This window comes from Enterobacter asburiae, assembly GCF_007035645.1.
Classification (GTDB): Bacteria; Pseudomonadota; Gammaproteobacteria; order Enterobacterales; family Enterobacteriaceae; genus Enterobacter; species Enterobacter asburiae_B.
The window spans coordinates 3,466,012-3,487,702 of the sequence record NZ_AP019632.1 but is presented as its reverse complement, the minus strand read 5'-3'; the positions used below and the strand labels follow the sequence as shown (position 1 = coordinate 3,487,702).

Annotated in this window: 20 protein-coding genes, 1 pseudogene and 1 other annotated feature; of the genes and pseudogenes, 12 read left to right on the top strand and 9 right to left on the bottom strand. The window is 55.5% G+C overall.

Features of this window, described 5'->3' with window-relative positions; all coding sequences use genetic code 11:
* The first annotated feature begins 119 nt into the window (after positions 1-119).
* Both FOY96_RS16705 and ykgO read left to right on the top strand, forming a co-directional pair.
* On the top strand, positions 120-380 hold the full coding sequence (locus FOY96_RS16705) for a type B 50S ribosomal protein L31 (RefSeq protein WP_010428154.1): 261 nt from the start codon (positions 120-122) through the stop codon (positions 378-380).
* 2 nt (positions 381-382) lie between these two features.
* Positions 383-523 (top strand): type B 50S ribosomal protein L36, encoded by a 141-nt coding sequence (ykgO, locus tag FOY96_RS16700; RefSeq protein WP_003859006.1) that lies wholly within the window; start codon positions 383-385, stop codon positions 521-523.
* Here the strand turns inward: ykgO and FOY96_RS16695 are convergent.
* Positions 520-1,230, bottom strand: a complete 711-nt coding sequence (locus tag FOY96_RS16695; RefSeq protein WP_096149983.1) for a GNAT family N-acetyltransferase — start codon at positions 1,228-1,230, stop codon at positions 520-522. The two genes, ykgO and FOY96_RS16695, sit on opposite strands and share 4 nt — an antisense overlap.
* A 101-nt stretch (positions 1,231-1,331) precedes the next feature.
* On the opposite strand from FOY96_RS16695, the gene pdxR reads away from it, so the two are divergent.
* A complete protein-coding gene (pdxR, locus tag FOY96_RS16690; protein WP_143347458.1) occupies positions 1,332-2,792 on the top strand; it encodes a MocR-like pyridoxine biosynthesis transcription factor PdxR in 1,461 nt (486 codons plus the stop codon).
* Here the strand turns inward: pdxR and FOY96_RS16685 are convergent.
* The 6 genes from FOY96_RS16685 to acrA form a co-directional block, all read right to left on the bottom strand.
* Positions 2,764-3,231, bottom strand: coding sequence for a YlaC family protein (locus FOY96_RS16685; protein WP_045400719.1), 468 nt, complete (start codon positions 3,229-3,231; stop codon positions 2,764-2,766). The genes pdxR and FOY96_RS16685 overlap by 29 nt on opposite strands.
* 117 nt (positions 3,232-3,348) lie before the next feature.
* The gene (gene maa, locus FOY96_RS16680) at positions 3,349-3,900 is read right to left on the bottom strand and encodes a maltose O-acetyltransferase (RefSeq protein WP_039263961.1); all 552 of its coding nucleotides are present in this window, start codon (positions 3,898-3,900) and stop codon (positions 3,349-3,351) included.
* Positions 3,901-4,105: 205 nt separating this feature from the next.
* Positions 4,106-4,324, bottom strand: coding sequence for a hemolysin expression-modulating protein Hha (hha, locus tag FOY96_RS16675; RefSeq protein WP_008499287.1), 219 nt, complete (start codon positions 4,322-4,324; stop codon positions 4,106-4,108).
* Between the two features lie 27 nt (positions 4,325-4,351).
* Positions 4,352-4,726: an Hha toxicity modulator TomB gene (tomB, locus tag FOY96_RS16670; protein ID WP_008499288.1), complete on the bottom strand. Its 375-nt coding sequence runs from the start codon at positions 4,724-4,726 to the stop codon at positions 4,352-4,354.
* Between the two features lie 511 nt (positions 4,727-5,237).
* Positions 5,238-8,384: a multidrug efflux RND transporter permease subunit AcrB gene (gene acrB / locus FOY96_RS16665; protein ID WP_029741964.1), complete on the bottom strand. Its 3,147-nt coding sequence runs from the start codon at positions 8,382-8,384 to the stop codon at positions 5,238-5,240.
* 22 nt (positions 8,385-8,406) lie between these two features.
* Positions 8,407-9,600 carry a multidrug efflux RND transporter periplasmic adaptor subunit AcrA gene (acrA, locus tag FOY96_RS16660; RefSeq protein WP_029741963.1) on the bottom strand — a complete coding sequence of 398 codons (1,194 nt, stop codon included), beginning with the start codon at positions 9,598-9,600 and terminating at the stop codon, positions 8,407-8,409.
* A 141-nt stretch (positions 9,601-9,741) separates the two neighbouring features.
* Here acrA and acrR point away from each other — a divergent pair, with 141 nt between their 5' ends.
* Positions 9,742-10,395, top strand: a complete 654-nt coding sequence (gene acrR / locus FOY96_RS16655; RefSeq protein WP_033144791.1) for a multidrug efflux transporter transcriptional repressor AcrR — start codon at positions 9,742-9,744, stop codon at positions 10,393-10,395.
* A gap of 113 nt (positions 10,396-10,508) precedes the next feature.
* Positions 10,509-13,856, top strand: coding sequence for a mechanosensitive channel MscK (gene mscK, locus FOY96_RS16650; protein ID WP_143347457.1), 3,348 nt, complete (start codon positions 10,509-10,511; stop codon positions 13,854-13,856).
* Between the two features lie 11 nt (positions 13,857-13,867).
* Here mscK and rsmS read toward each other — a convergent pair.
* Together rsmS and priC are read right to left on the bottom strand one after the other, a co-directional pair.
* Positions 13,868-14,066: pseudogene (gene rsmS, locus FOY96_RS16645) on the bottom strand (pleiotropic regulatory protein RsmS).
* 14 nt (positions 14,067-14,080) lie between these two features.
* Positions 14,081-14,608 (bottom strand): primosomal replication protein N'', encoded by a 528-nt coding sequence (gene priC / locus FOY96_RS16640; protein WP_064673431.1) that lies wholly within the window; start codon positions 14,606-14,608, stop codon positions 14,081-14,083.
* Between the two features lie 50 nt (positions 14,609-14,658).
* On the opposite strand from priC, the gene FOY96_RS16635 reads away from it, so the two are divergent.
* From FOY96_RS16635 to adk, 7 genes are all read left to right on the top strand, one after another.
* A complete protein-coding gene (locus tag FOY96_RS16635) occupies positions 14,659-15,036 on the top strand; it encodes a DUF454 family protein (protein WP_033144794.1) in 378 nt (125 codons plus the stop codon).
* Positions 15,037-15,186: 150 nt separating this feature from the next.
* Positions 15,187-15,738 (top strand): adenine phosphoribosyltransferase, encoded by a 552-nt coding sequence (gene apt, locus FOY96_RS16630; RefSeq protein WP_000127359.1) that lies wholly within the window; start codon positions 15,187-15,189, stop codon positions 15,736-15,738.
* A gap of 88 nt (positions 15,739-15,826) precedes the next feature.
* Positions 15,827-17,752: a DNA polymerase III subunit gamma/tau gene (dnaX, locus tag FOY96_RS16625; protein WP_143347456.1), complete on the top strand. Its 1,926-nt coding sequence runs from the start codon at positions 15,827-15,829 to the stop codon at positions 17,750-17,752.
* Positions 17,082-17,146 (top strand) — a sequence feature (DnaX frameshifting element). (Overlaps the previous gene by 65 nt.)
* A gap of 54 nt (positions 17,753-17,806) precedes the next feature.
* A complete protein-coding gene (locus FOY96_RS16620) occupies positions 17,807-18,139 on the top strand; it encodes a YbaB/EbfC family nucleoid-associated protein (protein ID WP_003858972.1) in 333 nt (110 codons plus the stop codon).
* Positions 18,139-18,744, top strand: coding sequence for a recombination mediator RecR (gene recR, locus FOY96_RS16615; protein ID WP_008499298.1), 606 nt, complete (start codon positions 18,139-18,141; stop codon positions 18,742-18,744). Before FOY96_RS16620 ends, recR begins: the two co-directional genes overlap by 1 nt.
* 110 nt (positions 18,745-18,854) lie before the next feature.
* Positions 18,855-20,729, top strand: a complete 1,875-nt coding sequence (htpG, locus tag FOY96_RS16610) for a molecular chaperone HtpG (protein ID WP_143347455.1) — start codon at positions 18,855-18,857, stop codon at positions 20,727-20,729.
* 194 nt (positions 20,730-20,923) lie between these two features.
* Complete coding sequence (adk, locus tag FOY96_RS16605) at positions 20,924-21,568, top strand: adenylate kinase (protein WP_006809841.1); 645 nt, start codon at positions 20,924-20,926, stop codon at positions 21,566-21,568.
* The last annotated feature ends 123 nt before the right edge of the window (positions 21,569-21,691 follow it).

Genomic DNA, 21,691 nt, shown 5'->3' with positions numbered 1-21,691 from the left:
GCATGGTTTTCATTTTATCTCAGGCATACGAGAAATTATCGTCAGAAGAGAGGGGTTGTTTTTTCAACCTCGCCTGGATATTATTTTGTTATGTTATAACAAAACATAAAGGATTTACGATGAAACCCGATATCCACCCAGCCTATCGCACCGTGGTATTCCACGACACCAGCGCTAATGAATACTTTAAAGTCGGCTCAACCATTAAAACCGACCGCGAAATTGAACTCGACGGTGAGACATATCCGTACATCACCATCGAGGTTTCTTCAAAATCGCACCCGTTTTATACCGGTAAGCAGAAAACGTTCTCCACGGACGGCAGCGCAGCGCGCTTCCGCAAGCGTTTTGGCGGTTTTCTCAATGCGAAGCGGGGCTAACCATGCAGGTACTTAACTCATTACGAAGTGCAAAGCAGCGTCACCCGGATTGCCAGATAGTCAAACGCAAGGGACGCTTATACGTGATTTGCAAATCTAATCCGCGCTTTAAGGCGGTTCAGGGACGTAAAAAAAGACGCTAAACGCGCGTTTCTCGCCAGCTTTCCAGGGATCTTTTCTGTTTGCCATCGGCAGTAAAATTGTCGGTGGCAAGCCAGCTTTCAAAGGCGTTAGCCAGCGCCGGCCACTCTTTGTCGAGAATCGAAAACCAGTCGGTATCCCGGTTACGGCCTTTTATCACCAGCGCCTGGCGAAAGCGTCCTTCAAACTGAAAGCCCAGACGCAGCGCCGCTTTACGGGAAGGCTCGTTCAGGCTATTGCACTTCCATTCATAACGCCGGTACCCCAGGGTATCGAATACGTATCGCATCAGCAGATACTGCGCTTCTGTCGACCCTGGCGTGCGGCTTAACAGAGGAGAGAAGTGAACGTGCCCCACTTCCACGACCCCGTTTTTAGGATCGATCCGCATCAGGGACAGCGTCCCGACAGGAGACTGGGTCCGGTTGTCCATAACGGTAAAGTGGATGGGATCGGATAACTCACTTACGCTCGCCACCCAGTTGGCAAACTCCTCTGCGGTGGCATCGGGTTCACGCAGCAGCCACGTCCAGCTGCGGGTATCTTCGGCCAGGGAATAGGCGGAGAACAACGCGTGGGCATGCTCCACGCGCAGCGGCTCAAGCCGACAATAGTGACCCTGAAGGACCACCCGGGACGGGTGCTGACGAGGCTGCCAGTCGATAAGGGCTTCGCCTACTGGCTGTCCAAACTCGTTGAATGTATTCATCTTTATTTCCATGACGTTGAAAAGATCTCCAGATTAGTGAATTGCTGGTTCCTTAAAAAGAACCACCAGGCTATGTTTTTCTGGTACCACAAGGAGGGAAGATGAATATACCGGGTGATGAGCTTTACACTTTGCTCCATGCTGCGCTGAAAAAGCGTGGGCAGGAGACGCTTCAGCGCGCGCTCTATCTCGCTTTGCGGGAGGCCATACTGAGCGGAAGGCTTCGGTCCGGCAGCCAGCTGCCCGGTTCGCGAACGCTGGCGCAGCAGATCTCGGTTTCCCGAAACACGGTCAATGCGGCGCTGGACCAGCTCACGCTCGAAGGTTATTTACTGCGTAACCGTCAGGGAACGCGGGTGGGGCAATTCGCTCATCGTACGATTGCCCGGGCATTGCCGGATCCTGACATCAGGCTGACAAAACGGGTCGCCCTGCTGCCCGCGCCCGTGCCGCGCGATACCCCGGTGATGGCGTTTACGCCGGGAACGCCAGCCATTAACTATTTCCCCTTGCCGCTGTGGCGGCGATTGTACGATCGTGTCCTGCGCGAGGAGGGAAGCGCCCTGTTAGGCTATGGCGACCCGGCCGGCGAGCCGTCGCTGCGCGCCGCGATTGCCCGGCATCTCGCCCTGTCCCGCGGTATCGACTGCGACGCCAGCCAGATTGTGATAACCGAAGGGGCGCTTGAAGGCGTCAACCTCTGCACGATGCTGTTAAGCGAGCCTGGCGATGTCGCCTGGGTAGAAAACCCCGGCTATAGCGGGGCAAAGAGTGCGTTTGTTAAAACTGGCCTGGCAATGACGGGAATACCGGTAGATGACGAGGGAATGTGCTGGGAAGGGCTGGATGCGCCTGCGCCCTCAATGATTTTTACCTCACCTTCGCATCAGTTCCCTTACGGGAGCGTGCTCAGCGCGCGGCGGCGGCTGGCGCTGCTGGAGCTGGCCCGGCAGCACAACGCGTGGATCATTGAAGACGATTACGACAGCGAGTTCCGCTATGCCGGTGAGCCCGTACCGGCGATGCTGGGAATGGTCAACAATGCGCCCGTTGTGTATCTGGGGACGTTCAGTAAAACGCTGTTTCCTTCGCTCAGAATGGGGTTCATGGTGCTACCGCCAGCGCTGGCGAAAGCGGCTCGCCCGGCCATCGGCTCGCTGTTGCGCGGGGGACATCGTGCGGAGCAGCGTACCCTGGCGCTATTTATTGAAGAAGGTCATTACGCCCGTCACCTTGCCGTCATGCGTCGGCTCTACCGTAAACGCTACCGCCAGCTGCGGGAGGTGCTGAGCGCAGAGCTTCATTCTCCGCATCGCATTCTGGCAGGCGAAGGGGGAATGCATCTGACGCTGGCGATATACGGTATTGACGACCAGAAGCTGGTGGAGCAGGCGAGGGCGTTTCAGCTGGCACCCGCTGCGCTGAGCGGGTACTACCTGGAGGCGAAGCAGGGGCAAACCGGTCTGGTTTTAGGTTACGGCAATACCTCTGCTTCTCAGTTTGCGCCGGGGATCCGACGCCTGCAGGCGTTAATTACGCAGCAGCAGGGCGGGAAAGGGTAAAGACATCATAGAAAGAGAGCTGACCTTTGGTGGAGACCATTTTCTGCAGCTTCTCTTTTTGCCCGGCTTCAACCGCCGGAGAGTGCATGATGTTTTCGATCAGCTCCTCTGGCACGTAACGCGTGTTGTACCATTCGCCGTTATAGCAGACCCGGAAATCGAGCACGTCGATATCTTCGTAACGGTAGCGCGGATTCACATCGAAAAAGAAAAAGGCGTTAAAGACGACAAACAGTACAACCAGCAGCCAGACGGAGTCCACCAGCGTTTCGGACTTTAGCATCACAACAAGCGTCGCCAGCCAGGCGGCATACATGGCGACAAACAGTCCAGGATGTTTGCGAATAAAGCTAATGCTAAAGCGCGGGCGATTGTCGCGCTTTTCGCGGAGGTTAAGATCGTCGATGGTGGCGGTAAGCAGGCGCTGTATCTCGGTCATTTTTTGCCTTCATAAGAGTTGACAATACAGGGGGTCTGCCAATTTTAGGGGAGCCATCAGGCTGAAAAAAGTAACAGTCTGGCGCTAAAAGACTATAACAGTTGACTCCCCGCAACCTCACAGCGTTTTGATGATTTTTGCCGGATTGCCGCCAACGACGACGTTAGCCGGGACGTCTTTCGTCACGACGGCGCCGGAGGCCACGACCACATTATCACCAATGGTGACGCCAGGGTTAATGACAGCCCTGCCGCCAATCCAGACGTTATTGCCAATATTGACGGGTTTTCCAAACTCCACGCCGCTGTTTCGTTCTTCCGCGTCCAGGGGATGGGTAGCCGTATAAATATGAACACCCGGTGCGAGCATACAGTTATCGCCAATATGAACAGGGCAGACATCCAGCATCACGCAGTCGAAGTTAGCGTAAAAGTTTTTGCCCAGATAAATGTTATATCCGTAGTCGCAGCGGAAGCTCGGCTCAATATAAGCGCCTGCGCTTTGTCCCAGAAGTTCCGCCAGAATGTTCTGGCGTTCTGTTTTTTCATCAGGCGCGGTGTGGTTATAGCGGTAAACCAGATGGCGGGCGTGCAGTCGGTCAGCCCGTAACGCCTCATCGCCGGGGCGGTAATGTTCACCGGCAATCATTTTCTGTTTTTCTAAGCTCATTGGAAACCTCTCTGGATGTTATTACCGAAGGGTAATCTGAACAGGCCAGAAGGGGAACGTTCCCGAAAAGCCGATGTGACTGACGTCACAACATTGCTGTTGATGAACACGTTTTACACGGAGACCTGGCTTACGCACAGGGAGCATAACGGGACAGGTAAATACTCAGAACGAGGCGTAGAACTCTACAGACACCCTTCAAAGATTAACGGACAAATTTCCACACAGAAGTAGGGATTTTGTCATACAGTTTATTCATTGTCAGTTCAGCAAGACGATGGTCAGCGGCTGAATAAAATACCGCCAGTTCATTATCAGAAAGCTCGTATTTATTCTTTTCAATGACGCGCTCAAGCGTGTCAATTGACTGACAACGTCGTAAGCGCATCAAATAATCGATTTTTGTGAGTGGTTTATCAGACATAAATTCACCTTAGTAATTGTAATAATTTTAACAGGAAAGACTCACCGGGTTAGCTCTGCTCACGTTGACGAAACAGCGGAATAGCCGATTTCCCGATTTACGCCATTTTTGCAAATCCTGAGCGTTAATGCCGTAACTGCTGAACAACATAAAGGTGTCGTCCAGGTATTCATCAATTTGCTCAATGAGCTTATTATCTTCATTGTACTTAATTTTATAATTAAGTGCGAAGGTTGCGATATGCTCTATCAGCTCATTCAACTGTAAATTGATGGCAGACGTTGGGTCGTTTACCCAGCCATGATTACTTTCATCAAGATTGGCAAGGCAGTCATGGTACAAGGATTCGCAGAGAAATTTCAACTGCGCGATATCATGCCTTTTTGGCGAGTACTCGTCCATAGCGCATCCCCTTCTGAGTGATTTCTTACTCACCGAACATCATTGTCGGGATGGATACAACTGACTTAGCTACATGAGTGCTGTGTTCCTGATAACCTAACTATAAGCCACTCCTTCCTGGATTTCACCGCGCTATTACGAAAAATTACAAATAAAAACCGCAGGCTGGGAGCGTGTACGCAAATGGTCACCCTGGACTCAACGTTTTTATCCAAATTAACGACGGGGTTTTATCGCTTCCTTACGTTTCATCGGCTTAGCAAAAATGATGAGAAAAGTTTAGATTCAGACTTATCTTTGTAAGAACTTCTTATTAGGAATATTCCTAATAGCTTAAGCGGGGAAATGAAATTAAAAAAATCCTGAATTCACCGATTAAGGTATCAGTTAATTATGATATGTCTATTTAAGATGGCAGAAAATAAATAGAGCCACAATAAGCGTAATTTATGATTTTTTCTGAAAATGAAAAAGGCCGCTAATGCGGCCTTTTTATCATGTGGAACCGGTATCAGTGAGGTTCTACCGAATGACTGTGTTCAACATCTTCATTCTTGCGGCTAAAGCGGCGGCGAACCACCACGAAGAACACCGGTACGAAGAAGATAGCCAGTACGGTCGCGGTAACCATACCGCCCATCACGCCTGTACCTACCGCGTTCTGCGCGCCGGAGCCCGCACCGGAGCTGATAACCAGCGGCAGTACGCCGAGGATGAACGCCAGCGACGTCATCAGGATTGGGCGCAGACGCATACGAACCGCTTCAAGCGTCGCCTCAATAAGACCTTTGCCTTCTTTCTCCATCAGATCTTTGGCGAATTCAACGATAAGTATCGCGTTCTTCGCCGACAAGCCAATGGTTGTCAGCAGGCCTACCTGGAAGTAAACGTCGTTGGTCAGTCCACGGAACGTTGCCGCAAGCAGCGCACCGATAACCCCGAGCGGAACCACCAGCATAACGGAGAACGGAATCGACCAGCTCTCGTACAGTGCCGCCAGACACAGGAAGACCACAATCAGTGAAATGGCGTACAGGGCAGGGGCCTGGTTACCGGACAGACGTTCCTGATAGGACATACCGGTCCAGTCATAGCCGATACCCGCAGGCAGTTTGCTTGCCAGTTCTTCCATCAGGTTCATGGCTTCACCGGTGCTTCGGCCCGGAGCAGCCTGACCCAGGATCTCCATAGATGGCAGACCGTTATAGCGTTCCAGACGCGGCGAACCGTATTCCCAGCGTGAGGTTGAGAACGCCGAGAACGGTACCATCTGACCATTGCTTCCGCGCACGAACCAGCTGTTGATATCGTTAGGCAACATACGGTACTGCGCCTCGGACATCACGTACACTTTCTTCACACGACCGCGATCGATGAAGTCGTTAACGTAACTACCGCCCCAGGCTGCGCCCAGCGTGGTATTGATGTCACTGATGGATACGCCCAGCGCCTGGGCTTTCTCCTGGTCGATATCGATCTTGTACTGCGGCGTATCTTCCAGGCCGTTTGGACGCACGCCGACCAGCAGGTCAGGGTGTTTAGCGACTTCACCAAACAGCTGGTTACGCGCCTGCGTCAGTTTTTCGTGGCCCAGACCGCCCTGGTCAATCAGCTGGAAGTCGAAACCGGTCGCCGTACCCAGTTCAACAATCGCTGGCAGGTTAAAGGCAAAGACCATCGCATCTTTAATCTGCGAGAAGGTGCCCATTGCACGACCAGTGATGGCTTCAACCTTGTTCTTTTCGCCCGGACGTTCAGACCAGTCTTTCAGAGAAACGAAGGCAATACCGGTGTTCTGACCACGACCCGCAAAGCCAAAGCCGTTAACCGCAAACACGGACTCAACGTTGTCTTTCTCTTTGGTGAGATAGTAGTCCGTCACTTCATCCAGCACTTTCTGGGTACGCTCTTGCGAGGCACCCGCCGGAAGCTGTGCCATCGTCAGGAACACGCCCTGGTCTTCATCTGGCAGGAACGAGCTTGGCAGACGGACGAACAGGAAAGCCATGCCCACCACGATGATGATATAGAGCAGCAGGTAACGACCGGTGCTGCGCAGGATGTTGCCCACGCTGTCGGTGTAGTGGTGCGTGCTCTTATCGAACATGCGGTTAAACCAGCCGAAGAACCCTTTGTGCTCGCCGTGACCGCCTTTCTGAATTGGCTTCAGCATGGTGGCACACAGGGCAGGAGTCAGGATCAACGCGACCAGCACCGACAGCGCCATCGCGGAAACGATGGTAATGGAGAACTGACGGTAAATCGCACCGGTAGAGCCTCCGAAGAAGGCCATCGGGATAAATACCGCAGACAGCACCATCGCGATACCGACCAGCGCGCCCTGGATCTGGCCCATTGATTTACGGGTCGCTTCCTTCGGCGGCAAACCTTCTTCCGCCATCACGCGTTCGACGTTCTCGACCACGACGATGGCGTCATCCACCAGCAGGCCGATGGCGAGCACCATCCCGAACATCGTCAGGGTGTTTATCGAGTAGCCGAATATCGACAGGATCGCAAAGGTTCCGAGCAATACCACCGGCACGGCAATCGTTGGGATAAGCGTCGCGCGGAAGTTTTGCAGGAACAGGTACATCACCAGGAATACCAGGATGATCGCCTCAACCAGCGTCTTAACCACTTCATGAATCGAGATTTTGACGAACGGCGTGGTGTCGTACGGGTAAACGATTTTCAGACCTGACGGGAAGAACGGTTCCATCTTCTTCAGCTCTGCGCGGATCGCCGTGGCGGTGTCCAGGGCGTTAGCGCCGGTCGCCAGTTTGATACCCAGACCGGAAGCCGGTTTACCGTTAAACTTCGCGATGATGTCGTAGTTCTCACCGCCCAGCTCAACTTTCGCCACGTCGCGCAGGCGAACCTGCGAACCGTCCTGATTCACCTTCAGCAGAATTTTGCTGAATTCATCGGCAGAGGTCAGACGGGTCTGCGCGATGATCGAGGCGTTAAGCTGCTGGCCTTTCACCGGCGGCGTACCGCCTAACTGACCTGCCGCTACCTGGGCGTTCTGCGCTTTAATCGCGCTGATCACGTCAACCGGGGTCAGTTGGAAGTTGTTCAGCTTGTTCGGATCCATCCAGATACGCATCGCGTACTGGGAACCGAACAGCTGCACGTCACCCACACCGGAAGTACGGCTGATGGCGTCCTTCATGTTGGCGCCCACGTAGTCGGAAATATCCTCCTGCGTCATGGTGCCGTTGGTGTTGATAACGCCGACAACCATCAGGAAGCTACTGGACGATTTCTCGACGCTCACACCCTGCTGTTGTACTTCCTGCGGCAGCAAAGGCATAGCCAGCTGCAGTTTGTTCTGCACCTGAACCTGCGCAATGTCAGCATCCGTACCTGACTGGAAGGTCAGGGTGATCTGCACCGTACCGGTGGAGTCACTGTTTGAGGACATGTACATCAGGTTATCGATACCGTTCATGTTCTGTTCGATAACCTGGGTGACGGTGTCCTGCACCGTTTTCGCATCAGCCCCCGGGTAGGTTGCGGAAATTGTCACCGCCGGTGGCGCAATCGTTGGATATTGCGCAACAGGCAGCTTCAGGATCGCAAGTCCCCCGGCCAGCATGATGATTATGGCGATCACCCACGCAAATATGGGGCGATCGATAAAGAAATTAGGCATGTCTTAACGGCTCCTGTTTAAGTTAAGACTTGGTTTGTTCTGACTGGCCAGCGGCCGAAGCTTGTTGTTTATCGTCAGATTTCACTTCCTGTGCTTTAACCTGCGCGCCAGGACGAACTTTTTGCAAACCAGTAACAATCACGCGATCGCCATCTTTTAGACCTTCCGTCACCAGCCATTTATCGCCAATCGCCTGAGTGGCGGTGATATTGCGCGTTTCGACTTTGTCATCAGCCCCAACAACCAGCGCGCTCGCATCGCCGCGTGGCGTACGGGTCACACCCTGCTGTGGAACCAGAAGTGCGGTTGGATTCGTTCCTTCTTCCAGACGCGCGCGAACGAACATACCTGGCAGCAGATTTTTGTCAGGGTTCGGGAAAATCGCACGTAAGGTGATGGAACCGGTGGTCTGGTCGACCGTCACGTCAGAGAATTCCAGGGTACCTTCCTGCGGGAACTTGATACCGTCATTGGTAATCAGTTCCACTTTGGCTTTGCCGTTTTCCTGTTTCAGGGTGCCGTTAGCCAGCTCCTGTTTCAGGCGCAGGAAATCGTTGCTGGACTGCGTCACGTCAACGTAGATCGGATCAAGCTGCTGCACGGTTGCCAGCGCATTGGTCTGACCGTTCTGCACCAGCGCCCCTTCCGTGACGGAAGATTTACCAATACGACCGCTGATAGGGGAGGTCACTTTGGTATAGGCCAGGTTAATGCGCGCGGTTTCGACGGCGGCTTTGGCTGCCACCACGGCCGCGTTAGCCTGCTGTGCGTCGGCCAGAGCGGTATCGTAATCCTGTTGGCTGATGTACTTGGTACCGAGCAGCTTTTGGTAGCGGTTCAACGTCAGCTGAGCAATTTTGGCCGCGGCTTGTGCTTTCGCCAGGTCGCCTTTCGCACTTTCATAAGAGGCCTGATAGGTTGCTGGATCAATCTGATACAGAGACTCACCGGCTTTCACATCACCACCTTCGGTGAAGTTACGCTTCAGGATAATGCCGCTAACCTGAGGACGCACTTCCGCAATGCGGTAAGCATTGGTACGGCCTGGTAATTCGGTGGTGATTTGTAGAGGTTCAGATTTGAGCGTCACGACGCCTACTTCTGGCGCCTGCTGAGCTCCTTGTTGAGCTGGTTTGTCGTCACATCCTGTTAGCGCTAAGCTGCCTGAGAGCATCAGAACGACCGCCAGAGGCGTTAACCCTCTGTTTTTGTTCATATGTAAACCTCGAGTGTCCGATTTCAAATTGATCAAGGGTCCTGAGTCTAAAAACCCATTGCTGCGTTTATATTATCGTCATGCTATGGTACATACATTCACAAATGTATGTAAATCTGACTCCTGTAAATTCACCCACCTATGGCACGAAAAACTAAACAACAAGCGCTGGAAACCCGACAACACATTCTGGATGTGGCAATACGTTTGTTCTCGCAGCAGGGTGTTTCATCCACCTCGCTGGCGCAGATTGCTCAGGCTGCCGGTGTGACGCGAGGAGCGATTTACTGGCATTTTAAAGATAAGTCAGATCTGTTCAGTGAAATCTGGGAGCTTTCAGAGTCCAGCATTAGCGATCTCGAGAGTGAGTATCGGGCAAAATTCCCTGACGATCCACTCTCAGTATTGAGAGAAATATTAGTATATATCCTTGAAGCAACGGTAGTTGAAGAACGTCGCAGATTAATGATGGAGATTATTTTTCATAAATGCGAGTTCGTGGGCGAGATGGCGGTGGTGCAGCAGGCGCAACGCAGCCTTAGCCTGGAGAGCTATGATCGTATTGAACAGAATCTGAACCTGTGTATGCAGGCAAAACTATTACCGGCCAATCTCTTGACCCGACGGGCGGCAATCCTGATGCGCAGCTACATTTCAGGTCTGATGGAAAACTGGCTTTTCTCGCCGCAATCCTTTGACCTCAAAGAGGAAGCCCGCAGCTACGTGGCGATTTTACTGGAAATGCTACAGCTCTGCCCCACGCTGCGCAGCGACGCGCCTTCGCTAACGGCCTGATCCCTTTCCAGGATTTATCTCAGAGGATAACGTTCGCGCTATTCTGCTTTCAGCGAGCGTGATATTCTTCACGCCGGACTATTTTCGGTCATCTTCTGACATCATTCACAACTATGCTGCCCATCAATCGCTCGCAACATCCTGTTTTTGCATTGCTCTTTGCGATGCTGTTTTTCTTCGCCACGGCGCCGCTGACCTGGGCCCGCGCCGATAACAGCAATGATATTCCCTCGCGCGGCGATGTTCAGTCGCAGCTCGACACGCTGAACAAACAAAAAGATCTCTCCCCTCAGGAGAAACTCGTCCAGCAGGATCTGACGGAAACGCTGGAAACGCTGGATAAAATTGAACGCATCAAAGCGGAAACCGTCCAGCTTCGTCAGAAGGTGGCGCAGGCGCCTGAAAACATGCGTAAGGCCACCGACGCGCTGAATGCCCTCAGCGATGTGGATAACGACGACGAGACGCGCAAGACGCTCTCGACGCTCTCTTTACGCCAGCTGGAGTCCCGCGTCGCGCAACTGCTCGACGACCTGCAAACCGCGCAGTCGGATCTCGCAACCTATAACAGCCAGCTTGTCTCGCTGCAGACCCAGCCCGAGCGCGTGCAAAACGCGATGTACGCCGCGTCTCAGCAGCTGCAGCAGATCCGCAACCGTCTGAACGGCACGACGGTCGGCGAAGGCACGCTGCGCCCGACGCAGCAAACCCTGCTGCTGGTTCAGCAGACCTTGCTCAATGCACAGATTGAACAGCAGCGTAAAAGCCTGGAAGGGAATACGGTGCTGCAGGACACGCTTCAGAAACAGCGTGATTACGTCACCGCGAATATTAACCGCCTGGAACACCAGCTTCAGCTGTTGCAGGAGGCGGTAAACAGCAAACGCCTGACCCTGACGGAAAAAACCGCCCAGGAGGCCGTATCGCCTGACGAAACCGCCCGCATTCAGGCGAATCCGCTGGTGAAACAGGAGCTCGAGGCCAACCACCAGCTTAGCCAGCGCCTGATACTGGCGACGGAAAACGGCAACTCGCTGGTTCAGCAAAATATCAAAGTGAAGAACTGGCTGGATCGCGCGCTGCAGGCTGAGCGCAACATCAAAGAGCAGATTGCGGTCCTGAAGGGCAGCCTCCTGCTGTCGCGTATTCTCTACCAGCAGCAGCAGACGCTCCCGTCCGCCGATGAGCTGGAGGACATGACCAACCGCATTGCGGATTTACGTCTGGAACAGTTTGACGTCAACCAGCAGCGCGATGCCCTTTTCCAGAGCGATGCCTTTGTCGCCAAAATTGAAGAGGGGCATTCCAGCGACGTGAACCCGGAAGTGCATGACGCGCTGCTCCAGGTCGTCGATATGCGTCGCGAGCTGCTGGACCAGCTCAACAAACAGCTGGGCAACCAGCTGATGATGGCCATTAACCTGCAAATCAACCAGCAGCAGCTGGTGAGCGTCTCGAAAAGTCTGCAGGAGATCCTGACCCAGCAGATTTTCTGGGTGAACAGCAACAAGCCGATGGACTGGGACTGGGTCAAATCCTTCCCGGAGACGCTGAAAACGCAAATTAAGAGCATGAAGGTCACCGTAAACTGGGAGAAAGCCTGGCCTGCGGTGACGATTGCCCTGCTGGCTGGATTACCGCTGCTGCTGATTGCCGGCCTGATCCGCTGGCGTCTGGGCTGGCTGAAAAAATACCAGGCGAAGCTGGCCTCCGAAGTGGGTCAGCTGCGCAACGATAGCCAGCTCCATACGCCAAAAGCGATTCTGATCGATCTCATCCGCGCCCTGCCGGTGTGCCTGATTATTCTGGCCGTGGGCCTGATTCTGCTCACGATGCAGCTCAACGTCAGCGACCTGCTGTGGGCGTTCAGTAAAAAACTGGCGCTGTTCTGGCTGGTCTTTGGCGTGTGCTGGAAGGTGCTGGAAAAAGACGGCGTGGCGGTGCGTCATTTCAACATGCCTGCGCAGCTGACCAGCCACTGGCGTCGTCAGATTGTGCGCATCAGCCTGGCGCTCCTGCCGCTGCACTTCTGGTCGGTTGTCTCTGAGCTTTCTCCGCTGCACCTGATGGATGACGTGCTGGGCCAGCTGGTCATTCTGCTGAACCTGCTGCTGATTGCGATCCTGATGTGGCCGATGTGCCGCGACAGCTGGCGTGATAAAGAGTCCCACAATATTCGCCTGGCCACCGTGACGGTGCTGGCGATCATTCCGCTGGCGCTAATGGTGCTGACGGCAACGGGCTACTTCTATACCACGCTGCGCCTGTCCGGGCGCTGGATTGAAACGGTCTATCTGGTGATCGTCTGGAACCTGCTCTATCAGACCGTGCTGCGCGGCCTGAGCGTGGCGGCCCGCCGCATCGCCTATCGCCGTGCTATCGCGCGTCGTCAGCATCAGGTGAAAGAGGGGGCCGAAGGCGCGGAGCCTCAGGAAGAGCCGACCATTGCCCTGGAGCAGGTTAACCAGCAGACGCTGCGCATCACCATGCTGGTGATGATCGCCCTGTTTGCGGTGATGTTCTGGGCTATCTGGTCCGATCTTATTACCGTTTTCGCCTATCTCGACAGTATTACCCTCTGGCAATACAACGGTACCGAAGCGGGCGCGGTGGTCATGAAAAGCGTGACCATGGGCAGCCTGCTGTTTGCGCTGGTGTCGTCGGTGGTGGCCTGGGCGCTGATTCGCAACCTGCCAGGCCTGCTCGAAGTGCTGCTCCTGTCACGTCTGAATCTCCGCCAGGGGGCGTCCTACGCCATTACCACGATCCTCAACTACGTGATCATTATTGTTGGGGCGATGACGGTCTTCGGCTCGCTTGGCGTCTCGTGGGATAAACTGCAGTGGCTGGCGGCCGCCCTCTCGGTCGGTCTTGGTTTTGGCCTGCAGGAGATCTTCGGTAACTTCGTGTCCGGCCTGATCATCCTGTTCGAACGTCCGGTACGAATCGGCGATACCGTTACCATCGGCACCTTCTCCGGTACGGTCAGCAAGATCCGTATTCGTGCCACCACCATCACCGACTTCGATCGCAAAGAGGTGATCATCCCGAACAAAGCGTTCGTGACCGAGCGTCTGATCAACTGGTCGCTCTCCGATACGGTGACGCGCGTGGTGATCCGCCTGGGCGTAGCCTATGGATCGGATCTGGAGAAGGTGAAAGAGGTGCTGCTCAAGGCGGCGTCAGAACATCCGAAAGTGATGCACGATCCGGCGCCGGCGGTCTTCTTCACCACCTTTGGGCCGAGCACGCTGGATCACGAGCTGCGTTTATACGTGCGCGAGCTGCGTGACCGCAGCTACACGGTGGATGAACTCAACCGTTCTATCGATCGTCTGTGCCGTGAAAACGATATTAATATCGCCTTCAACCAGCTTGAGGTTCACCTGCGTAACGAGAAAGGTGATGAGCATACGGAAGTGAAGCGCGACATTAAGGGTGACGATCCTACGCCTGCTTAATCTATTTTCTCTCAGCCCTCAGGGGCGAGGGAGCGATTTTCCCCCTCTCCCTCAGGGAGAGGGCTGGGGTGAGGGTAATTTACCTTCAAAATCCCGCCGCACAATCTCCAGCGCCTTAAGCACCGTCTCGGCGGGGATCTCATGATTCTCGAGAAGCATAATCAAATCGACGGCCAGCTTGACCTCATCGGGTGCATTTTCCAGTGACATGGGTGTGGCTCCTGTTAACGGGTCAAACGTTCAATGACGCGCTCAATCTCGTCCCGCGCCTGACGGCAGCGGACGATACGTCCTTCCAGCGCGCTAATCTCGCGCATCAATAGCTGCTGCTCTTCCAGCGTCTCGCTGTTGTTTAGCCGCGTCTCGCGCTCGCGCTTCATCTCAAACAGCCGGCGCTCAAACTCCTGGTTCTCCAGCCGCTTGCGCTGCCATTTACCGAGCCCCGGCGAGGCGCTGTCCCAGGCGCGCAGCGGCCAGGCGGCGATTTCGCGATGCAGAGCGGTGATCTGCTCTGTGAGATGCTCTGCGAGCCACGCCACCTGTTCCTGCTGTTCACTCTCAACCGCATGGCGAAGCTCGTCGAGGTTGGTCTGCGCTTCCGCCAGGTAATCCTGAATGACGGTGCTGCGGGTACGAAAAAGCTGCCGGTCAAAGCGCGGTTTCAGCGTGGCGTGGCCCATCAGCGGTGTAGCCTGCTCCCGCAGAACAATAAGCTGATTTTGCAGCCTCTCAAGAAGCAGTGCTGTTTTCAAGGCGCTCTCCAGTGGTAAAGTAGCCGTTCAGTTTGATAACGATTCGCATTATGAAGCGTACTATTTTAATCATCATTGGCTGGCTCGCGGTAGTGCTTGGCACGCTGGGTGTGTTTTTACCCTTGCTGCCGACCACCCCGTTTATCCTGCTGGCGGCCTGGTGCTTCGCCCGCTCGTCGCCGCGTTTTCACCACTGGCTGCTCTATCGCTCGTGGTTTGGCGGCTATCTGCGGCACTGGCAAAAACACCGGGCCATGCCGCCAGGCGCGAAGCCGCGCGCGATCGCGGTGATCCTCATCACCTTCGCTATTTCATTATGGCTGGTGAAAATGATGTGGGTACGTATTCTGCTGCTGGCGATCCTCTCCTGCCTGCTTTTCTTTATGTGGCGGATCCCCGTGGTTGATGAAAAGCAACAAAAGCACTGAAGCCTCATCATGGCTGTTGCAATTATCACGCGCAGCCAGTAAATTCGACCGTTTTCGAGCACAGGTGCGCCTGGTCAAAGGTTAAACAATTGTTGCCTTGGCCGACTCGTTGCGCGCTGTGAGTAACACTGTTTCATTTAGGCAAAACCGATGACCGCAACTGCACAGCAGCTTGAATATCTGAAAAACAGCATCAAAAGCATCCAGGACTATCCAAAGCCTGGCATTCTTTTCCGTGATGTCACCAGCTTGCTGGAAGACCCGAAAGCGTACGCGCTCAGCATTGAACTGCTGGTCGAGCGTTATAAAAACGCCGGGATCACCAAAGTAGTAGGTACCGAAGCCCGTGGCTTCCTGTTTGGCGCACCGGTTGCGCTGGCAATGGGCGTGGGTTTTGTGCCGGTGCGTAAGCCGCGCAAACTGCCGCGTGAAACCATTGCTGAGAGCTATGAGCTGGAGTACGGCACCGATCAGCTGGAGATCCACGTTGATGCGATCAAGCCTGGCGACAAAGTGCTGGTGGTGGACGATCTGCTGGCAACCGGCGGTACCATTGAAGCGACCGTGAAATTGATCCGTCGTCTGGGTGGTGAAGTGACCGACGCGGCATTCATCATCAACCTGTTCGATCTCGGCGGTGAACAGCGCCTGGAAAAACAGGGCATCACCAGCTACAGCCTGGTGCCTTTCCCGGGTCATTAATCCCGGTTTTCACAACCTCGCTCAATGGGTGAGGTTGTGATAGCATTCCCCTCCATAAATTCACCTTCCAGCGTTGCAGAGCCTGCCCATGAGTTATCAGGTGTTAGCCCGTAAATGGCGACCACAAACCTTTGCTGACGTTGTCGGTCAGGAACATGTGCTGACGGCCCTGGCGAACGGCTTGTCGCTAGGTCGCATCCATCACGCCTATCTTTTCTCCGGCACCCGCGGCGTCGGTAAGACCTCTATTGCCCGTTTGCTGGCAAAAGGTCTCAACTGCGAAACCGGGATCACCGCCACGCCGTGCGGCGTGTGCGATAACTGCCGGGAGATCGAGCAGGGGCGTTTTGTCGATCTGATCGAGATCGACGCCGCCTCGCGTACCAAAGTGGAAGATACCCGCGATCTGCTCGATAACGTGCAGTACGCCCCGGCGCGCGGCCGCTTCAAGGTCTACCTGATCGATGAAGTGCACATGCTGTCGCGCCACAGCTTTAACGCCCTGCTGAAAACGCTGGAAGAGCCGCCCGCGCACGTGAAGTTCCTGCTGGCGACCACCGATCCGCAAAAGCTGCCGGTCACGATTTTGTCGCGCTGCCTGCAGTTCCACCTGAAGGCGCTGGACGTTGAGCAGATCCGCGCGCAGCTTGAGCACATTCTTGATGAAGAGAAGATCGTTCACGAGCCGCGCGCTCTGCAGCTGCTGGCCCGCGCGGCGGACGGCAGCCTGCGTGATGCGCTCAGCCTGACCGACCAGGCGATTGCCAGCGGTGACGGCAAGCTCTCCACCGAGGCGGTCAGCACCATGCTCGGCACGCTGGATGACGATCAGGCGCTGTCGCTTATCGAGGCGATGATCGCCGCCAACGGCGAACGCGTGATGTCGCAGGTGAACGCGGCCGCTGCCCGCGGTATCGAATGGGAAGGACTGCTGGTTGAGATGCTCAGCCTGCTGCACCGCGTGGCGATGCTGCAGCTTTCTCCGTCCGCCATCGGCGCGGATATGTCCGCCATTGAACAGCGGATGCGTGAACTTGCCCGCACCGTGCCGCCTGCCGACGTGCAGCTGTACTATCAGACGCTGCTGATTGGCCGCAAAGAGCTACCTTTCGCGCCGGATCCACGAATGGGCGTTGAAATGACGCTGCTGCGCGCGCTGGCGTTCCACCCGCGTATGCCATTGCCGGAGCCGGAAGCGCCGCGACAGTCTTTCGCGCCGGTCGCCCCTACGGCGGTGATGTCGCCGCAGCAGGTGCCACCGCAGCCGACACCGCCGCCGCAAAACGTGCCGCTGTCGGATGCCACCAGTTCGGTGCTTGCCGCACGCAGCCAGCTGCAGCGTGCGCAGGGAGTAACCAAACCAAAAAAGAGTGAACCGGCAGCGCCAGGAAGAGCGCGGCCGGTGAACAACGCCGCGCTTGAACGACTGGCCTCGGTAACGGAGCGCGTTCAGTCGCGTCCGGCACCGTCCGCGCTCGAGCAGAAAGCCCCGGTGAAAGAAGAGGCTTACCGCTGGAAGGCAACCACCATCACCGAAGAGGTGAAGGAAGAGGTCGCCACGCCGAAAGCGCTGAAAAAGGCGCTGGAGCATGAGAAAACGCCGGAGCTTTCCGCGAAGCTTGCTGAAGAGTCCATTGCGCGCGACCCCTGGGCCGCCGAGGTCAGCAAACTCCAGCTGCCGAAGCTGGTCGAGCAGGTCGCGCTGAATGCCTGGAAAGAGCAGGACGGCAATCAGGTGCGTTTGCACCTGCGTCCGGGCCAGCGGCACCTCAATTCCCCTGGCGCGCAAAAGGCGCTGGCCGAGGCGCTCACCGCATTACAGGGTGCGCCGGTTGAATTGACTATCATTGAAGATGATAATCCGGCAGTGAAAACGCCGCTCGAGTGGCGCCAGGCCATTTATGAAGAAAAGCTCGCGCAGGCGCGCGAGGCGATTATTGCGGATAACAACATTCAGACCCTGCGCCGGTTCTTCGACGCCGATCTGGATGAAGAGAGTATTCGCCCCATTTGATCGTGAGTCTGACTTACGGTTGTAATCCTTAAACGTGAAAGAAGAGAGAAGCCTATGTTTGGTGGAAAAGGCGGTCTGGGTGGCCTGATGAAGCAGGCTCAGCAGATGCAGGAAAAAATGCAGAAGATGCAGGAAGAGATCGCTCAGCTGGAAGTCACGGGTGAATCCGGTGCCGGTCTGGTCAAAGTGACCATCAACGGTGCGCACAACTGCCGTCGCGTGGAAATCGACCCGAGCCTGCTCGAAGACGACAAAGAGATGCTGGAAGATCTGGTTGCAGCCGCGTTTAACGATGCCGCTCGCCGTATCGACGAAACTCAGAAAGAGAAAATGGCCTCTGTTTCCAGCGGTATGCAGCTGCCGCCTGGCTTCAAGATGCCGTTCTGATGCAAACCAGTCCGCTGCTCACGCAGTTAATGGAAGCACTGCGCTGCCTGCCGGGCGTTGGCCCGAAGTCGGCGCAGCGCATGGCGTTTACGCTATTGCAGCGCGACCGCAGCGGCGGGATGCGCCTGGCGCAGGCTTTAACCCGCGCCATGTCAGAAATTGGTCACTGTGCGGATTGCCGCACCTTTACCGAGCAGGACGTGTGTAACATCTGTACGAACCCGCGTCGTCAGGAAAACGGTCAGATTTGCGTGGTGGAGAGTCCGGCGGACATCTACGCCATCGAACAAACCGGGCAGTTTTCCGGTCGCTACTTCGTGCTGATGGGGCATCTCTCCCCGCTGGACGGTATTGGCCCGGATGATATCGGTCTTGACCGCCTTGAACAGCGTCTTGAGTCCGAAACCATCAAAGAGGTGATCCTCGCCACCAACCCGACGGTGGAAGGGGAGGCAACCGCCAACTACATCGCCGAACTGTGCTCGCAGTACGGCGTTGACGCCAGCCGCATTGCCCACGGCGTGCCGGTGGGCGGCGAACTGGAAATGGTCGACGGCACCACGCTGTCGCACTCTCTGGCCGGGCGTCACAAGATTATTTTCTGACCAAACGGAGGCTGCGCGCGCGGCCTCCGCTTGAAAATTTCCTCCCTTATCCCCATCTCTCACTCAACGTTTTAAAACCCCATTAAATGGCATTGTTGAGGTCGACATAGATGAAAGGACAAGAAACCCGTGGTTTCCAGTCAGAAGTAAAACAGCTTCTGCACCTGATGATCCATTCCCTGTATTCCAACAAAGAAATTTTCCTGCGTGAGCTGATTTCCAACGCCTCGGACGCGGCGGACAAGCTGCGCTTCCGCGCGCTGTCCAACCCGGACCTGTATGAAGGCGACGGCGAGCTGCGCGTGCGCGTCTCGTTCAATAAAGAGAACCGCACCCTGACCATCGCCGATAACGGCATCGGGATGAACCGCGACGAAGTGATCGACCACCTCGGCACCATCGCCAAATCCGGCACCAAAGCGTTCCTTGAGTCCATGGGCTCTGACCAGGCGAAAGACAGCCAGCTGATCGGCCAGTTCGGCGTCGGTTTCTACTCGGCGTTTATCGTGGCCGACAAAGTTACCGTCCGTACCCGTGCGGCAGGCGACAGCGCTGAGAACGGCGTCCTGTGGGAATCCAAAGGGGAAGGCGAATATACCGTTGATGACATCACCAAAGCGGATCGCGGCACCGAAATCACCCTGCACCTGCGTGAAGGGGAAGATGATTTCCTGAACGACTGGCGCGTGCGCTCCATCATCAGCAAATATTCCGATCACATCGCCCTGCCGGTAGAGATTGAAAAACAGGAAGAGAAAGACGGTGAAACCGTGGTTTCCTGGGAGAAGATCAACAAGGCGCAGGCGCTGTGGACGCGCAACAAGTCTGAAATTAAAGACGACGAATACAACGAGTTCTATAAGCACATCGCCCACGACTTTACCGACCCGCTGACCTGGAGCCACAACCGCGTGGAAGGTAAGCAGGAGTACACCAGCCTGCTGTACATCCCGGCACAGGCGCCGTGGGACATGTGGAACCGCGATCACAAGCACGGCCTGAAGCTGTACGTGCAGCGCGTATTCATCATGGACGACGCCGAGCAGTTCATGCCGAACTACCTGCGCTTCGTGCGTGGTCTGATCGATTCCAACGATCTGCCGCTGAACGTCTCCCGTGAGATCCTTCAGGACAGCACCGTCACCCGTAACCTGCGCAACGCCCTGACCAAACGTGCGCTGCAGATGCTGGAAAAACTGGCGAAAGACGATGCGGAAAAATATCAGACCTTCTGGAAACAGTTCGGCCTGGTGCTGAAAGAAGGCCCGGCAGAAGACACCGCGAACGTTGAAACGATCGCCAAACTGCTGCGCTTCGCCTCTACGCACACCGACTCCTCCGCGCAGACCGTGTCGCTGGAAGAGTACGTCTCCCGCATGAAAGAAGGGCAGGAGAAGATCTACTACATCACCGCCGACAGCTACGCGGCGGCGAAGAGCAGCCCGCACCTGGAGCTGCTGCGCAAGAAAGGCATCGAAGTGCTGCTGCTTTCTGACCGCATCGACGAGTGGATGATGAACTACCTGACCGAGTTCGACGGTAAATCCTTCCAGTCCGTAGCCAAAGCCGACGAGTCCATCGACAAGCTGGCGGATGAAGTGGACGAAAGCGCGAAAGAAGCCGAGAAGGCGCTGGAGCCGTTCGTTGAGCGCGTGAAAAACCTGCTGGGCGAGCGCGTGAAAGAGGTGCGCTTCACGCACCGTCTGACCGACACCCCGGCGATTGTCACCACCGATGCGGACGAAATGAGCACCCAGATGGCGAAACTGTTCGCTGCGGCGGGCCAGGCGATGCCGGAAGTGAAATATATCTTTGAGCTTAATCCGGATCATCCTCTGGTGAAACGCGCGGCGGATACCCAGGACGACGCCCGCTTTGCCGAGTGGGTTGAGCTGCTGTTGGATCAGTCCCTGCTGGCCGAGCGCGGCACGCTGGAAGATCCTAACCTGTTCATTAAACGTGTGAATGCGCTGCTGCTGGCGTAATTGAGCACGCCTCCCCTGGTCTTCTCCCTCTCACGTGGGAGAGGGCCGGGGTGAGGGCTCCAGACCTCACTAACCCAAATAATCTCCCCTCGTTAACCGTTTCAGCCTTCCCGCCTTCCTTGAGCGATGCCCGTTCTGGTGGTATTGTTTAGCGCTTTTGAAAAATTGAAACGACTTTTGAGGGGATTTTCGCAATGCGTATTATTCTGCTTGGCGCTCCGGGCGCGGGTAAAGGAACTCAGGCTCAGTTCATCATGGAGAAATACGGTATTCCGCAAATCTCCACCGGTGACATGCTGCGCGCCGCTGTAAAATCTGGCTCCGAGCTGGGTAAACAAGCGAAAGACATCATGGACGCAGGCAAGCTGGTGACCGACGAGCTGGTTATTGCTCTGGTCAAAGAGCGCATTGCGCAGGAAGACTGCCGTAACGGTTTCCTGCTGGACGGCTTCCCACGCACCATTCCTCAGGCTGACGCCATGAAAGAAGCGGGCATCAACGTGGACTACGTTCTGGAGTTCGACGTACCGGACGAGCTGATCGTTGACCGTATCGTTGGCCGTCGAGTACACGCTGCTTCAGGCCGCGTTTACCACATCAAATTCAACCCGCCTAAGGTTGAAGGCAAAGACGACGTGACCGGCGAAGAGCTGACCACCCGTAAAGACGATCAGGAAGAGACCGTGCGTAAACGCCTGGTGGAATACCATCAGATGACCGCGCCGCTGATCGGCTACTACACCAAAGAAGCGCAGGCGGGTAACACCAAATACGCCAAAGTTGACGGCACCAAAGCCGTAGCTGACGTACGTGCAGAGCTGGAAAAAATCCTCGGCTAATCGCGCGCCTCTCACCCGGGCCCCGGGTGAGAAATATTCTCATCTTACCTATTACAGCAATGGGTTTCGTTTAAACGCATTTCCGCTACAATTGACAACCTATCAAATGGTTAAGAGGCGTGA

Excerpts from the sequence above, each read along its gene's own strand:
- acrR (WP_033144791.1), top strand. The coding sequence starts at position 9,742 with ATGGCACGAAAAACTAAACAACAAGCGCTGGAAACCCGACAACACATT.
- mscK (WP_143347457.1), top strand. The coding sequence starts at position 10,509 with ATGCTGCCCATCAATCGCTCGCAACATCCTGTTTTTGCATTGCTCTTT.
- dnaX (WP_143347456.1), top strand. The coding sequence starts at position 15,827 with ATGAGTTATCAGGTGTTAGCCCGTAAATGGCGACCACAAACCTTTGCT.
- hha (WP_008499287.1), bottom strand. The coding sequence starts at position 4,324 with ATGTCTGATAAACCACTCACAAAAATCGATTATTTGATGCGCTTACGA.
- ykgO (WP_003859006.1), top strand. The coding sequence starts at position 383 with ATGCAGGTACTTAACTCATTACGAAGTGCAAAGCAGCGTCACCCGGAT.
- apt (WP_000127359.1), top strand. The coding sequence starts at position 15,187 with ATGACCGCAACTGCACAGCAGCTTGAATATCTGAAAAACAGCATCAAA.
- acrA (WP_029741963.1), bottom strand. The coding sequence starts at position 9,600 with ATGAACAAAAACAGAGGGTTAACGCCTCTGGCGGTCGTTCTGATGCTC.
- acrB (WP_029741964.1), bottom strand. The coding sequence starts at position 8,384 with ATGCCTAATTTCTTTATCGATCGCCCCATATTTGCGTGGGTGATCGCC.
- maa (WP_039263961.1), bottom strand. The coding sequence starts at position 3,900 with ATGAGCTTAGAAAAACAGAAAATGATTGCCGGTGAACATTACCGCCCC.
- pdxR (WP_143347458.1), top strand. The coding sequence starts at position 1,332 with ATGAATATACCGGGTGATGAGCTTTACACTTTGCTCCATGCTGCGCTG.
- FOY96_RS16620 (WP_003858972.1), top strand. The coding sequence starts at position 17,807 with ATGTTTGGTGGAAAAGGCGGTCTGGGTGGCCTGATGAAGCAGGCTCAG.
- tomB (WP_008499288.1), bottom strand. The coding sequence starts at position 4,726 with ATGGACGAGTACTCGCCAAAAAGGCATGATATCGCGCAGTTGAAATTT.
- htpG (WP_143347455.1), top strand. The coding sequence starts at position 18,855 with ATGAAAGGACAAGAAACCCGTGGTTTCCAGTCAGAAGTAAAACAGCTT.
- FOY96_RS16685 (WP_045400719.1), bottom strand. The coding sequence starts at position 3,231 with ATGACCGAGATACAGCGCCTGCTTACCGCCACCATCGACGATCTTAAC.
- recR (WP_008499298.1), top strand. The coding sequence starts at position 18,139 with ATGCAAACCAGTCCGCTGCTCACGCAGTTAATGGAAGCACTGCGCTGC.
- adk (WP_006809841.1), top strand. The coding sequence starts at position 20,924 with ATGCGTATTATTCTGCTTGGCGCTCCGGGCGCGGGTAAAGGAACTCAG.
- FOY96_RS16705 (WP_010428154.1), top strand. The coding sequence starts at position 120 with ATGAAACCCGATATCCACCCAGCCTATCGCACCGTGGTATTCCACGAC.
- FOY96_RS16695 (WP_096149983.1), bottom strand. The coding sequence starts at position 1,230 with ATGAATACATTCAACGAGTTTGGACAGCCAGTAGGCGAAGCCCTTATC.
- FOY96_RS16635 (WP_033144794.1), top strand. The coding sequence starts at position 14,659 with ATGAAGCGTACTATTTTAATCATCATTGGCTGGCTCGCGGTAGTGCTT.